This is a genomic window from Streptomyces sp. NPDC058289, assembly GCF_042880975.1.
Lineage (GTDB): Bacteria > Actinomycetota > Actinomycetes > Streptomycetales > Streptomycetaceae > Streptomyces > Streptomyces stoeckheimensis.
Window position 1 is genome coordinate 1 of the sequence record NZ_JBHVYI010000146.1, and the last position, 13,797, is coordinate 13,797.

Genomic DNA, 13,797 nt, shown 5'->3' on the forward strand with positions numbered 1-13,797 from the left:
CCTAAACAACTCGCGGGTCCCCCCGGCTGCAACGAGCGGGCGCTGGGGGGGGGCCTGCGGGGGGCCAACGCCCCGGACCCCGCCCGCCCCGGGCCGGCCCCGCACCTGTCGGTGCGGTGCCGGCCGGGGAACAGCGGGTCGGACCGGTGGCGGACTAGTGGAAGGCGTGCTCTTCCTGCGGGAACGTTCCGCCGACCACGTCCTCGGCGAAGGCCTTCGCCGCGTCGCCCATGGTCGCGCGGAGGTTCGCGTACTGCTTGACGAACTTCGGCATCTTGCCGCCGGTCAGCCCCATCATGTCCGTCCACACCAGCACCTGCGCGTCGCACTCCGAGCCCGCGCCGATGCCGACCGTCGGAATGTGCAGGGACCGGGTCACCTCGGCGGCCAGCTCGGCCGGGACCAGCTCCAGCACCACCGCGAAGGCGCCCGCGTCCTGCGCCGCCTTCGCGTCGCGCAGCAGCTGGTGGGCGGCCTCGTCGCCGCGGCCCTGCACCCGGTAGCCCATCGCGTTCACGGACTGCGGGGTCAGGCCCAGGTGGGACATGACCGGGATGCCCGACTGCACGATCAGCTCGGTCTGGGCCAGCGAGCGCTCGCCGCCCTCCAGCTTCACCGCTCCGACCCCGGCCTCCTTGACGAGCCGGGTGGCACTGCGCAGCGCCTGTACGGGGCCCTCCTGGTAGGAGCCGAAGGGCAGGTCGCCGATGATCAGGGCCCGGCTGGTGCCGCGTACGACGGCCGCCGACAGCAAGGTCATCTCGTCCATCGTCACCGGGACGGTGGTCTCGTAGCCGAGGTGGCAGTTGCCCATCGAGTCGCCGACGAGCATGACCGGGATGCCGGCCTCGTCGAACACGGACGCCGTCATGGCGTCGTAGGCGGTGAGCATGGGCCACTTCTCGCCGCGTTCCTTGGCGAGGGTGAGGTCGCGGACGGTGATGCGCCGGGTGCCCGAGCCTCCGTACAGGGTGGGGGAGGAGGCTTCGCGGGCAGGCGAAACGGCATGCGTCATTGCAACTGCTCCTTGATGTTCATCTCGAGGCGCCCTTACGGCGTCCCCGGACTCACCACCATGGTGGCACTCTCGGGGCCCGGGCGGGAAGTGGCACGAACCACGCTTCGCTTGAGCGGCCGCCCCGCGGGGCAATGTGCGCGTTTGGTGACAAGCGGAACCCGGACCGCTGGGACGTTCGTCCTCCCGGACGTACGGCCGACACAATCGGCGCGGAACCCTCCGTATATCGCCTAGGGTCAAGAGGCGGGGACGGAGCGCGAGCACGGCAGCGAGGGCAGTGGCATGGCACAGGCGTACATGACGGAGACGGGGAGCGACGGCTCGGAGCCCGAGCCCTCCCGAGCGGGTCTCCGGCGCCGGCTGGCCGAGCTGCGGCGGGATCCGGGCATCTGGCGCCGCGGGATCGTGCTCGCCGCGCTCGCCGTGCTGGTCTCGCTCGTCATGATCTTCCACGCCGAGCTGCCCAACGACATCGGCAACCTCGGCAGCCTCACCGAGACCTTCCTGCCCTGGCTGGGCCTGGCCGTCCCGGTGCTGTTCGCCGCCGCGCTCTTCCGCAAGTCGGCGACCGCCCTCATCGCGATACTGCTGACCGCCGCGGTCTGGGTGAACCTCTTCGGGGGGCTGGTCACCGACAAGGCGCAGGCCGGCGGCAACCTCACGGTCGCCACCCACAACGTCGACGCCGACAATGCCGACCCTGCCGGCACCGCCGCCTCCGTCGCCAAGGCCGGGGCCGACGTCTTGGCCCTGACCGAGCTCAAGGGCAGCGTCGTCCCCGTCTACGAGAAGGCCCTCGCGGGCACGTACAAGTACCACTCGGTCGAAGGCACCGTCGGGCTCTGGAGCAAGTACCCGCTGGTCTCCAGCAAGCCCGTCGACATCAAGATGGGCTGGACCCGGGCCATGCGCGCCACCGTCCACACCCCCTACGGAGAGGTGGCCGCCTTCGTGGCACACCTCCCCTCGGTCCGCGTCAAGCTCAACGCCGGCTTCACCGCCAACCAGCGCGACAACAGCGCCGACGCGCTCGGCGCCGCGCTCGCCGCCGAACCGCTGCGCCGGGTCATCCTGCTCGGCGACCTCAACGGAACGGTCAACGACCGGGCCCTGTCCGAGGTCACCTCGCAGTTGCGTTCCACCCAGGGCGCGTCCGGCGACGGCTTCGGCTTCAGCTGGCCCGCGCAGTTCCCGATGGCCCGCATCGACCAGATCCTGGTCCGCGGGGTCACCCCCGAGGCCTCCTGGACCCTGCCCCGCACGGGCAGCGACCACCTGCCGATCGCCGCCCGCGTCACCGTGAAGCCGTAGCGGGGAAGGACCCCCTACGCCTGCTCGCGCCAGCCGTTCGTGATGGGCAGCCGGCGGTCCTTGCCGAAGCCCTTCGCGGAGATCTTCGTGCCCGGCGGGTACTGCCGGCGCTTGTACTCGGCGGTGTCCACCATCCGCAGGGTCTTCGCGACGAGCTCGCGGTCGTAGCCGGCCGCGACGACCGCCTCCAGGCCCTGGTCGCGGTCCACGTACAGCTCCAGGATCCCGTCGAGCACGGGGTAGTCCGGCAGCGAGTCCGTGTCCACCTGCCCCGGGCGCAGTTCGGCGCTCGGCGGCTTGACGATGGAGTTCTCCGGGATCGGCGGGGTCTCGCCGCGCTCGGCCGCCGCCCGGTTGCGGTACTCGGCGAGGCGGAAGACGTCCGTCTTGTAGACGTCCTTGATCGGGCCGTACGCGCCCACCGAGTCCCCGTACAGGGTGGAGTAGCCGACGGCCAGCTCCGACTTGTTGCCCGGGGCCAGCACGATGTGGCCCTCCTGGTTGGAGAGCGCCATCAGCAGGGTGCCGCGCAGCCGGGACTGGAGGTTCTCCTCGGCGAGCCCGGTCAGGCCCAGCGCGCCCATGTACGCGTCGAACATCGGCTCGATCGACACGGTCCGGAAGTTCAGGCCGGTCCGTGTCGCCAGCTCGGCCGCGTCGCCCCGGGAGTGCTCCGAGGAGTACTTGGACGGCATCGAGACGCCGTACACGTTCTGCGCGCCGATCGCGTCGCAGGCGATCGCTGCGACGAGCGCGGAGTCGATGCCGCCGGAGAGGCCGATCAGGACCGAACGGAACCCGTTCTTCCGTACGTACGCGCGCAGACCGACGACCAGCGCGTCGTAGACCTCCTCGTCGTCGTCCAGCCGGTCGGCGTAGCCGCCCGTCACGACCGGCTCGTACGGCTCCACCGGTTCCTCGGAGAGGATCACGCGGTCGATGCGCAGGCCGTCGTCCACGGTGCCCTCGACGGGGGCGTCCGAGGCCGCGGGCAGGTCCAGGTCGACCAGGACGCAGCCCTCGGAGAACTGCGGGGCGCGCGCGATGACCTCGCCGGCGGAGTCGACGACGATCGAGTCCCCGTCGAAGACGAGCTCGTCCTGGCCGCCGATCATCGCCAGGTAGGCGAGGGTGCAGCCGGCCTCCTGGGCGCGCTTGCGCACCAGTTCCAGGCGGAGGTCGTCCTTGTTGCGCTCGTACGGGGACGCGTTGATCGAGATCAGCAGCCCGGCCCCGGCGGAGCGGGTGGCGGGGACGCGGCCGCCCTCCTGCCAGAGGTCCTCGCAGATGGCCAGGGCCACGTCCACGCCCCGCACCCGGATCACCGGCTGGGTGTCGCCCGGCACGAAGTACCGGAACTCGTCGAAGACGCCGTAGTTGGGGAGGTGGTGCTTGGCGAAGCGCAGGACGACCCGCCCGCCGTAGAGCACGGCGGCCGCGTTCTCCGGGGACCCCGCCGGGCGGCCGAGGCGGGGCGCGGCCTTCTCCGTGCGGTCGAGGTAGCCGACGACGACCGGGAGGTCTCCGAAGCCCTCGGCCGCCAGGCGCTGTGCGAGTCCGAGCAGCGCCGTGCGGGAGGCCTCGACGAAGGAGCCGCGCAGGGCGAGGTCCTCGACGGGGTACCCGGTCAGCACCATCTCCGGAAACGCCACCAGGTGGGCGCCCTGTTCGGCGGAGTGCCGGGTCCAGTGGACGACCGAGTCGGCGTTGGCGGCGATGTTGCCGACCTGCGAGTCGATCTGATTCAGAGCGAGGCGTAGTTGAGGCACGCGGCCCAGTCTAATCGTCTTTCTGACGCGATGTCCTGGGAGTTGCCGCAGTCGCCGTGTCCGAAGGGGGTTCCGAGGGGGTTCCCGAGGCCGCCGGAGTCGCCGGTTCAGCCGATCGGGCCGCTCCAGATCGCGTCGTCGTACTCGGTGCCGGGCGCGATCTCGAAGTGCAGGCTCTTGGTGCCCTCGGGCACGACGAAGGCGAAGGTGCCGGTCATCGATTCGCCGGCCATGACCGAGCCCTTGAACATCTTCGGCACGGAGCCGTCGAAGGCCATCTCGGCCTCGGTGCCCTGGTCGTCGCGGGCGTTCGGCAGGGCCAGGCTGACGTCGAGCGCGGCCCCCGAGTTGTTGACGATCTTCACCGTGACCTTGACCGCGTTGCCGTTGCGGGCCTCGGCCGGGTATGCCGTCGAGGACGGCTTGTACGGGGTCGCGCCCTGCACGGTGACCTGGACCCCGTCCTCGTAGGTGTAGGGCTTGCCCCAGGCCAGGGCCGAGGTCTTGCCCGGGATGTCGGAGGGCGAGGGCTTGGGGGTCGGGCTCGACGGGGTGCTCGGGGTGCCCGGCTCGTAGTCGTAGTCGTCGTCGTAGTCGTACTCGTCACCCGAGCGGTTGGCGGCGATGTTCCTGTCGATCTTGTCGAAGACGGCCGTGGTGATGAACCAGCCGCCGACGGAAGCGCCGATGGCGAGGACGCTCAGGGCGGTGCCGACCGCGGCCAGCGTGGCGCGGGGGGCGCCGCGGCGGGACTTGAGGACGGCCGCGATGCCGATGCCGACGCCGGTCAGCGCGAGGATCGCGCCGGCCCAGAAGAAGAAGGGGACGAGGCCGACGAAGATGCCGAACAGCCCGAGGAGCAGGGCGGCGACGGCCATGCCGTTCGTGGCGGGCGGGGGCGCCGGGAAGCCGGGCGCCTGCGGGCCGCCGGGGTAACCGCCGGCGGGGCCGCCGACGGGCGTCGCCCAGGGGTTGCCGGGGGCGGGGGCGCCGGGGGCGCCGGGGGTGCCGTACGGGGCTCCCCACAGGGGCCCCGGGGGAGCGGCGGCGGCCGCCGGGGCGGGGGCGACCGGAGTGAAGGAACCGGGGGCGGGTTCTGCGGGGAGGGTGCCTGCGGGGACGGAGTCTGCCGGGGCGGCATCCGCCGGGACTGCGTCCGTGGGCTCGGCCGGGTCGGCCGGGTCGGCCGCCGGGGCCGGGGCCGGGGCCGCGTCCGCGGGCTGCGCGGCGCCCTCGGTCAGGGCCGGGGCCGGCGTGAGGGGCTGGGGCGGTGTCGGGGCCGGAGGCTCCTCGAGGGACGGGGCCGGAGCCTTGTCGAGGGACAGGGGCTGCGCGGGCGCCGGTATGGGAGCGGGAGCAGCCTCGGGTACGGGGGTGCCCGCGGACTCCGTCGGCGGGCCGGACGGGGTGCTGGGGTTCGGCGGGGTGCTCATACCGGCGGGAAGTCCTTCAGTCGCAATCGGCGCGTGACGATCACCAGCCTGTCATGGAATTCGGCTGCCCCGCCGGGCATTTCGGCCCCCTGCGGGCGCCCGCGGCCGGGCCGCCGGCGCCCGCAACGCGGCGCGCAGGCGGCCCGGTTCGGGGCGGGATCCGGCTAGCGCAGGTAGCCCAGCACGGTCATCATCCCGGCCTCCGCGTGGTAGACGTTGTGGCAATGCACCATCCACAGACCGGGATTGTCGGCGTCGAAGTCCACCGTCAGCTTCCCGTTCGGAAGAACCACCGCCGTGTCCTTGCGGGCACCGCCCGCCCCGCCGCCGAGGGCGAAGGTGTGCCCGTGCAGGTGGAGCGGGTGCCACATCGTTGTGGAGTTGTTGAACTCCAGCCGGACCCGTTCCCCCGCCTTCACCGGGTGCCGCCGGTCCGGAGCGTACGGCTCGCCGTCGAAGGCCCAGTCGTACGATGCCATCCCGCCGGTGAGCTTGATCCGCACCGTGCGGTCCGGTTCGCGCGCGGTCAGGGCGACCGGCTCCGCCGCCTTCAGGGTGTCCGCCGTCAGTGGCCGCCCGGACAGCTCGGCGGGCCGGGTCGCCGCGATCGGCGCCGCCCCCGCACCGGTGCGCAGCACGGCGAGCGCCGAGGCCGCGTCGCCCTTGCCCTCGGCGAGCGCGGTCAGCGGGAACACCCCGTCGCCCGCCGTCACCAGGACGTCGTAGCGCTCGCCCATGCCCAGTAGCAGTGAGCGGGCGGCCGCGTGCTCGACGGGGAAGCCGTCGGTGTGGGTGACCGTGAACTCGTGGCCGCCCAGGGCGATCCGGAAGGCGGTGTCCCCGCCCGCGTTGATGATCCGCAGCCGGATCCGGTCGCCCGGGCGGGCGGTGAAGACCGAGGGGTCCTCGGGGGCGCGGCCGTTGACCAGGTAGTGCGGGTACGCGACATCGCCCGGGTCCTTGCCGAGGACCTCGCTGACTCCGCCCATGAGGACCCGGGAGGGGCCGCCGCTCGCGACGGGTGCGGGCGTGCCCGCGGTGTTGGAGCCGGAGCCGGATCCGTGGCCCGAGTGGCCGCCGCCGCTCGAGCTCGTGTCCATGCCCTTGCGGAGTTCGCCGAGCACGGCGTCGGGGGTGGAGCCGTCCACCCCGTCGAGCCAGTCGTCGAGTACGACCACCCACTCCTTGTCGTAGGAGAGGGGCTCCTTGGGGTCCTCGACGATCAGCGGCGCGTACAGCCCGCGGTCCTGCTGGACCCCGGAGTGCGGGTGGAACCAGTACGTCCCGGGGTGCGGGACGGCGAACTTGTACGTGAACGAGCCGCCCGGCGCGATGTCCCGCTGGGTCAGCCCCGGTACCCCGTCCATGTCGTTGCGCAGCGCCAGGCCGTGCCAGTGCAGGGAGGTGGCTTCGGGGAGGTTGTTGGCCAGGGTCAGGGCGAGGGTGCCGCCCGCGGTGACCCGTACCTCCTGGCCGGGGAGCTTGTCCCCGTACGCCCACGAGCGGACGGTGCGGCCGGCGCCGAGGTCGAGCGGGGTGGCGGTGGCCGTCAGCCGGACCTCGGTGAGCGGGCCGGTGGCCTTGCGGGCGGCCTCGGCGGCCTGCACCTCGGCGCCGGCCGGGTCCACGTAGCCACCGGGGGCGGGGGAGGAGGACCCCTTGCCCGTGGAGCCCGCGCCGTGGTCCATGCCGGCCATGCCGGAGCCGCCCGAGCAGGCGGCGAGCAGCCCGGAGCCGGCGAGGGCGGCGCCGGCGCCGAGGACGGCGCGGCGGGAGGGGGAGGGGGAAGCGGAGGAGGAAGAGCGCATGGTGGAACACCTCGTGATGGTGTGAGGCAGGCAGATGGGCACCGTCTGCCGCCGCCCCGGAGCATGCGGGGGCGACGACGGAGCCCGGCCTATACGCGCAGTACCGCCAGCAGGGTGAGGAGTTCGCGGGGTGGCGGCGGGTCGGGACCGCCGGACCGGCCCGGCGCACGTGCCGCACCCCCGAGCGGCGCGGTACGGCGCGGGCCGGCCAGTCCGGCTCCGAGGACCAGCAGGGTGAGGGCGCCGAGTACGGCGAGACACACGGACATGGGATCCATGCCGGTGTGCTGCGGGCGCGGAGCCTCGACGGTGGCAGTGGTGAGGGAAGCGGCGGCGGGGGTGACCGCCGTGCCGGCGACGGCCGGGGCCGTCGTGTCCGGCATCGCCTCGACCGGTCGACCACCGTGCGCTGCCCCGGACGGCGTATGGCCGGCCTCGGGAACGAAACGGACCGACGGCACGTCCTCCATGGCGTGGGCCCGCGTCGGATGGCCCAACGTGTGCATGCCCGCGATGCCCAGCAGCAGCGCGGCGAACAGCAGCAACCGGGGCCACCGGACTGCTGGTCGCTGGGTGCGCGAGGCTGGGCGGGTCATGGGCGGAACCCTACCCGGGGTGGGTATCCGATCGGAGGACCGGGCCCGGCCGCGTTTAGGATTAGTCGCACTATGTCCACAAAAGACCCGCCGTCGAATCCGCTCAAGCACCTGAAGCCCGTGCAGTCCCGGAGATCCTGGAAATCCGTGAACAGCCCCTCCGCCGCGAGGGGTCCCGCCCCCACGGCCGGGGCCGGTGCCCACTCCGTGGCCCTCCTCGTCGGGCTCGGCGCCGCCGCCTACACCGCATGGGTACTCGAAGTCGTCCTCTCCACGGGCCTCAACCCCATCGAGACGTACGTCAGCGAGCTCGCGGCCCAGGACCAGCCTCTCGGCGGCCTGTTCCGGGCCACCGACTTCACCGCCGGCCTCCTCGTCTTCCTCGGCGGCCTCCTGGCCCTGGTCCGCCTCGTGAGGCGCGTCGAACCCCGCCGCCTCTGGTCCGTCGCCGGCTGGTCCGGGATCACCCTCTTCGGCGCCGCCACCGCGGCGGACGCCTGGCTGCCGCTGAGCTGCACGCCGACCGTGGACCCCGAATGCGCGGCGCGGGAGACCGCCGGGCTGGTCCCCGCCACCCATCAGGCGCACGCCGTCAGCAGCAGTCTCGCCATGACGGGAGCGCTCGTCGGGATCGTGGCGCTCACGCTCGCCGCCCGCCGCTACGGCCGGCTCACCCCGCTCGCGCGGTTCGGGCCCGTGCTCGTCGTACTCGAACTGCTCGCCACCGCCTGGACCCTGGTCTCCATCGCCCTGTTCACCGCCGGGCACGGCACCTGGGCGCTGGGCGCCGGGCAGCGGCTCCAGGTGCTGTTCGTGGCGGTCTGGCTGGGCCTGCTCGCGTACTCCGTCCACCGGGAACGCCGTACGTGAGCGGACTCGGGACGTTCGTACGCCTCCCCGCAGGCCCCGCCGCTGACGGGGTCGCGCTGCACGTCCTCGTGGAGGGCTCCGGCCCTCCGGTCGTCCTCAGCGCCGGGCTCGCCATGGCCTGGTTCGACTGGGATCCCGTGGCGGAGCTGCTCGTCGCCGCCGGCCGTACCGTCGTCCGCTTCGACCGTCCCGGGCACGGGCTGAGCGCCCCCGCCGTGCGTGCGCCGTCCGCCGCCGGGGAGGCGCACCGGATCGCCGGACTGCTGGACGCGCTCGGCCTGGGCGCCGAGCGCGTCACCGTGGCCGGGCACTCCATCGCCGGGTTCCACGCCGAGGCCTTCGCCCGGCTGTACCCCGGGCGCACCGCCGCCGTGGTGCTGGTCGACGGCAGCGTGGAGGAGCGGCCCCGTGCGGCCCTGCCCGCCGGGGTGCGGACCGGCGCCGCCCGGGTGCTCGGCCGGGCCGTGACCGCCGCGGGGCTGCCCGCCGCGCTGGGCCCCTGGGCCCGGCGGACCGCCGTACGGGCATCCCGCGCGGGCGGCGCGGACGACCCGGCCGCGCGGGGCCTCGTACGCCGCTGCTACCGGACCGGCCGGGTCTGGCGCGGGGCCCTGCTGGAGAACGCCGCCTACCCCGACACGGCCGCCGAGGTGCTGGCGCTGCGCGCGGAGCTGCCGCTGACCGCGCCCGCCACCGTCCTGGCCGGACACGACCCCGGCGCGCGCCGCCCGGACCTGCGCTGGCTGGGCCGCCAGGCGGCGCTGGCCGACGCGCTGGGAGCCCGGTTCGTGGTCGCGGAGCCGGCCGGACACCTGGTCATGCTGGACCGCCCGCACCAAGTGGCGCGGGCGGTCCTGTACGCGGTGCGACCGCGACCGGAGGCTCCGTCGGCTCCGGAGGCGGTCTAGCTGCGGGCGTAGACCTTCTCGGCCCAGCCGGCTATCTGCTCCTCCGACAGGTGCTTGGCCAGGTCGGCCTCACTGATCATCCCGACCAGCCGCTTGTTGTCGATGACGGGGAGCCGGCGGATCTGGTGGCTCTGCATCTCCTCCAGCACCTCGGAGACGTCCGCGCCCGCGTCGATCCAGCGCGGGGTGCCCCGGGCCATGTCGCCGGCCGTGATCTTCGACGGGTCGTGCCCCTTGGCCACACAGCCGATGACGATGTCGCGGTCGGTCAGGATGCCGCAGAGCCGTTCGTTGGAGTCGCTGATGGGCAGCGCGCCCACGTTGAGCCGGCTCATCAGCTGAGCGGCCCGGTCCAGGGTTTCGGTGGCGGGGATCCACTGGGCCCCGGCGTGCATGATCTCTCCGGCGGTGGTCATCGCGTAAACCTCCTGAGCACGCCGTAGCGGCCGGGCGCGGGTGCGCCGGCCTCGGCGTCCTCATCGTCGGTCGCCCGTTCGGCCCCCGCGACTCCACATGGGTGAGAGGGGGCCGAACGGGTGACCCCGAGGATGCGGTCATGAGGCGGGGGAGCCCTGCCGGGCGCTCGCCCCCTACCCGCCCTTCGACCGTTCCCCGGGGCCGGAGCCCAAGGCGGCGGTGCCGCGGGTGGACGACGGGTTACCCCGCGGCCGGCGGTTCCGCTCCGCGCTGCTTCAGCATGTCGGCCATCAGCAGGAGCTCGGACTGCTGGGCCTCCACCATGCCCTGGGCGAGCGCCCGCTCGGCCGGGTTCCCGCACGCGTCGGCGCAGCCCTGGGCCATGGCGACGCCACCCTTGTGGTGTTCGGTCATCAGCCGCAGGTAGAGCACCTCGGCGTCCCGGCCCTCTGCGGAGCCGAGCCGTGCCAGGTCCTCCTTGGTGGCCATGCCGGGCATCAGCGCGCCGGGCTTGGTGACGGCTCCGCCCATGGCATGGCCGTCCATGCCGTGCCCGGCGCCTTCGGACCCCATCCAGGACATCGGCGGCTCGTCGGCCACCACCTTCGGCAGGCCCCACATGTCCAGCCAGCCCAGCAGCATGCCGCGCTGGTTGGCCTGGGTGTTGGCGATGTCGTAGGCGAGGACGCGCACCGGCTCGTCCTTGGTACGGTCGCGCACGATGAAGGACATCTCCACCGCCTGCTGGTGGTGCACCGCCATGTCCCGGGCGAAGCCCGCGTCGGCGGAGTAGAGCCCCGGCGTACGGGAAGGGGGAGCGGAATCGGCTCCCCCCGCGGTGGCGACCGTGGCCCCCACCGCGAAGAGCAGCGCCAGGCCCACGGCCGAGCCCGCGACCCAGTACGTACGGGTCACGGAGCCCTTGCCGGCCGTACGGGTCACTTGTCGGCCAGCCCGTTCGTGCAGGCCGCGCCCGGCTCGGGGGTCTGCGGGCCCTGCACGTACTTGGTGAGGAAGGTGGCCACCCGGGCGTCGTCCGCGCTGTCCACGGTCAGCTGCTTGCCCCACGCGCTGAGCATGATCGTGCCGGACTGCTCCTTGACGGGGCTCATCAGCGTGTAGGGGCGCTTGGCCACCGAGCCGGCGAGCTTCTCGACGTCGGCCGGGGCGGCCTTCTCGTTGTACGTCACCCACACGGCGCCGTGCTCCAGCGAGTGGACGGCGTTGATCTCGGGGATCGGGTTCTTGTAGACGTCGCCGTTGCAGTTCATCCAGCGGGGGTTGTGGTCCCCGCCGACCGGCGGGTTCATCTCGTACTTCACCGGGGTCTCGACGTGGTTGCGGCCGAGCTTCTTGGCGTCCCAGGTCTGCTCGCCGGCGACGGGCGCCTTGAGGGCCGCCTCGTCGGCTTCCTTCTTGTTCTGCTGGGTGATCATCACCCACGCGCCGAAGCCGATGAGCGCGGTGACGATGGCGGCCGACGTGGTGATCGCGATGGCCTTGTTGCGTCGGTCGCGCGACTGGTCGGCGCGGCGCATCTCGGCTATCCGCGCCTGGCGGGAGTTGTTGGTTTCGGACTTCCTGCTGGCCATGGCCCTGAATCCTTCGTGCTGAGGGGGGTGGAGTGGAGAACGCGCTGCCTGAGCGCCGTCGAGCCGGGACCGATCAGGTCCGCAGCACTTGGAGGGCGTACAGGTCGGGGCCGCGCGCGAGCGCCGAGGGAGCCCGGATTCCCGCCGCCGGCCCGGGGCGCACGGCGGGCGCGGGCACCGCGCCCGCCACCAGGACCGCGGGAGGCTCCGGGGGCAGCAGCCCGGGGAGGACGTGCGAGAGCGGGGAGCAGCCGGGCCGGTCGTACGGCGCCACGCAGACGGCGCGCCGGGCGCCGGGAGCGTGTGCGCCGGGAGCCTGCGCGGCGTGCCCGGCCCGCGCGAGCGTGCCCGCGGCGGCCGGATGCTCGGCCCCGGCGGCCCGGCACAGGAACGCCGTACCGGCCAGTACCCCGAAGGCCATCAGGAGGACGGCACGCCGAAGCAGCGGACGTCTCCGACGTCCCTGCTCGTCATGCGCATGGCCCCCCATGGGCGCCGATGGTAATGCTCATGACCGGCCCAAGGTCAGTGCGGGGGTGCCACCGGCTTTCCGGGGTGCGTAATCTGGCGGAAACCACCGCTGGCGATACTGGGGCGGCCCGACTGTGCCCATGCCCCCGCGGCAGTGGTGCACAGGCCGCCTGAACTGCGAGGATGAAGCCATGGACAAGCAGCAGGAATTCGTCCTCCGGACGCTCGAGGAGCGCGACATCCGCTTCGTGCGCCTGTGGTTCACCGACGTACTGGGCTTCCTGAAGTCCGTCGCGGTCGCGCCGGCGGAGCTGGAACAGGCCTTTGACGAGGGCATCGGGTTCGACGGCTCGGCGATCGAGGGCTTCGCGCGGGTCTACGAGTCCGACATGATCGCCAAGCCGGACCCGAGCACCTTCCAGATACTGCCGTGGCGCGCGGAGGCCCCCGGAACGGCGCGGATGTTCTGCGACATCCTGATGCCGGACGGCTCGCCCTCCTACGCGGACCCGCGGTACGTCCTCAAGCGGATCCTGAACAAGACCTCCGACCTGGGCTTCACCTTCTACACCCACCCGGAGATCGAGTTCTTCCTGCTGAAGGACAAGCCGCTGGACGGCACCAGGCCCACCCCGGCCGACAACTCCGGCTATTTCGACCACACCCCGCAGAACGTCGGCATGGACTTCCGCCGTCAGGCGATCACGATGCTCGAATCCATGGGCATCTCGGTCGAGTTCAGCCACCACGAGGGCGCCCCCGGCCAGCAGGAGATCGACCTGCGCTACGCCGACGCCCTCTCGACGGCCGACAACATCATGACCTTCCGCCTGGTCATGAAGCAGGTCGCCCTGGAACAGGGCGTCCAGGCCACCTTCATGCCGAAGCCCTTCTCGGAGTACCCCGGTTCGGGCATGCACACCCACCTCTCCCTCTTCGAGGGCGACCGCAACGCCTTCTACGAGTCGGGCGCCGAGTACCAGCTCTCCAAGGTCGGCCGCTCCTTCATCGCGGGCCTGCTCCGCCACGCGGCGGAGACGGCTGCGGTCACCAACCAGTGGGTCAACTCCTACAAGCGCATCTGGGGCGGCTCCTCGCGCACCGCCGGCTCCGGCGGCGAGGCCCCCTCGTACATCTGCTGGGGCCACAACAACCGCTCGGCCCTGATCCGCGTCCCGATGTACAAGCCGGGCAAGACGGGCTCCTCCCGCGTGGAGGTCCGCTCGATCGACTCGGGCGCCAACCCGTACCTCACGTACGCCGTCCTCCTGGCCGCGGGCCTCAAGGGCATCGAAGAGGGCTACGAACTCCCGGCCGGCGCCGACGACGACGTCTGGGCCCTCTCCGACGCGGAACGCCGCGCGATGGGCATCGAACCCCTCCCGCAGAACCTCGGCGAGGCCATCGCCCTGATGGAACGCAGCGAACTGGTCGCCGAAACCCTCGGCGAGCACGTCTTCGACTTCTTCCTCCGCAACAAGAAGCAGGAGTGGGAGGAGTACCGGAGCGAGGTCACGGCCTTCGAACTCCGCAAGATGATGCCGGTGCTGTAGTTCCCGGTCCCCGCACCACACACGCCTCCGGGCCGCCGGTCACCGACCGGC

13 protein-coding genes are annotated in these 13,797 nt (G+C 72.7%); 4 read left to right on the forward strand and 9 right to left on the reverse strand.

Annotation, left to right across the window (positions count from 1 at the left end; genetic code table 11):
* Nucleotides 1-154 precede the first annotated feature (154 nt).
* Nucleotides 155-1,015 carry a 3-methyl-2-oxobutanoate hydroxymethyltransferase gene (panB, locus tag ACFVX6_RS38795; protein WP_389699299.1) on the reverse strand — a complete coding sequence of 287 codons (861 nt, stop codon included), beginning with the start codon at nt 1,013-1,015 and terminating at the stop codon, nt 155-157.
* Nucleotides 1,016-1,300: 285 nt separating this feature from the next.
* On the opposite strand from panB, the gene ACFVX6_RS38800 reads away from it, so the two are divergent.
* Nucleotides 1,301-2,329, forward strand: a complete 1,029-nt coding sequence (locus tag ACFVX6_RS38800) for an endonuclease/exonuclease/phosphatase family protein (protein WP_389699300.1) — start codon at nt 1,301-1,303, stop codon at nt 2,327-2,329.
* A 14-nt stretch (nt 2,330-2,343) separates the two neighbouring features.
* Here ACFVX6_RS38800 and ACFVX6_RS38805 read toward each other — a convergent pair whose 3' ends face one another.
* From ACFVX6_RS38805 to ACFVX6_RS38820, 4 genes are all read right to left on the reverse strand, one after another.
* A complete protein-coding gene (locus ACFVX6_RS38805) occupies nt 2,344-4,098 on the reverse strand; it encodes an NAD+ synthase (protein WP_389699301.1) in 1,755 nt (584 codons plus the stop codon).
* 107 nt (nt 4,099-4,205) lie between these two features.
* Nucleotides 4,206-5,531, reverse strand: a complete 1,326-nt coding sequence (locus tag ACFVX6_RS38810; RefSeq protein WP_389699302.1) for a DUF4352 domain-containing protein — start codon at nt 5,529-5,531, stop codon at nt 4,206-4,208.
* 164 nt (nt 5,532-5,695) lie between these two features.
* Nucleotides 5,696-7,339 carry a multicopper oxidase family protein gene (locus ACFVX6_RS38815; RefSeq protein ID WP_389699303.1) on the reverse strand — a complete coding sequence of 548 codons (1,644 nt, stop codon included), beginning with the start codon at nt 7,337-7,339 and terminating at the stop codon, nt 5,696-5,698.
* Nucleotides 7,340-7,428: 89 nt separating this feature from the next.
* Nucleotides 7,429-7,935 (reverse strand): hypothetical protein, encoded by a 507-nt coding sequence (locus ACFVX6_RS38820; protein ID WP_389699304.1) that lies wholly within the window; start codon nt 7,933-7,935, stop codon nt 7,429-7,431.
* Nucleotides 7,936-8,142: 207 nt separating this feature from the next.
* Between ACFVX6_RS38820 and ACFVX6_RS38825 the strand changes: the two genes are divergently transcribed.
* Nucleotides 8,143-8,805: a DUF998 domain-containing protein gene (locus tag ACFVX6_RS38825; protein ID WP_389699309.1), complete on the forward strand. Its 663-nt coding sequence runs from the start codon at nt 8,143-8,145 to the stop codon at nt 8,803-8,805.
* Nucleotides 8,802-9,713: an alpha/beta fold hydrolase gene (locus ACFVX6_RS38830; protein WP_389699305.1), complete on the forward strand. Its 912-nt coding sequence runs from the start codon at nt 8,802-8,804 to the stop codon at nt 9,711-9,713. Before ACFVX6_RS38825 ends, ACFVX6_RS38830 begins: the two co-directional genes overlap by 4 nt.
* Here the strand turns inward: ACFVX6_RS38830 and ACFVX6_RS38835 are convergent.
* From ACFVX6_RS38835 to ACFVX6_RS38850, 4 genes are all read right to left on the reverse strand, one after another.
* Nucleotides 9,710-10,129 carry a CBS domain-containing protein gene (locus tag ACFVX6_RS38835; RefSeq protein WP_389699306.1) on the reverse strand — a complete coding sequence of 140 codons (420 nt, stop codon included), beginning with the start codon at nt 10,127-10,129 and terminating at the stop codon, nt 9,710-9,712. The two genes, ACFVX6_RS38830 and ACFVX6_RS38835, sit on opposite strands and share 4 nt — an antisense overlap.
* 241 nt (nt 10,130-10,370) lie before the next feature.
* Entirely contained in the window at nt 10,371-11,045 is a 675-nt protein-coding gene (locus ACFVX6_RS38840; protein ID WP_389699310.1) for a DUF305 domain-containing protein, read from the reverse strand.
* A 23-nt stretch (nt 11,046-11,068) separates the two neighbouring features.
* On the reverse strand, nt 11,069-11,722 hold the full coding sequence (locus ACFVX6_RS38845; RefSeq protein WP_389699307.1) for a DUF3105 domain-containing protein: 654 nt from the start codon (nt 11,720-11,722) through the stop codon (nt 11,069-11,071).
* A 73-nt stretch (nt 11,723-11,795) separates the two neighbouring features.
* Nucleotides 11,796-12,143, reverse strand: a complete 348-nt coding sequence (locus tag ACFVX6_RS38850) for a hypothetical protein (RefSeq protein WP_389699308.1) — start codon at nt 12,141-12,143, stop codon at nt 11,796-11,798.
* A 241-nt stretch (nt 12,144-12,384) separates the two neighbouring features.
* On the opposite strand from ACFVX6_RS38850, the gene glnA reads away from it, so the two are divergent.
* Nucleotides 12,385-13,746 (forward strand): type I glutamate--ammonia ligase, encoded by a 1,362-nt coding sequence (gene glnA, locus ACFVX6_RS38855; protein WP_267757824.1) that lies wholly within the window; start codon nt 12,385-12,387, stop codon nt 13,744-13,746.
* The last annotated feature ends 51 nt before the right edge of the window (nt 13,747-13,797 follow it).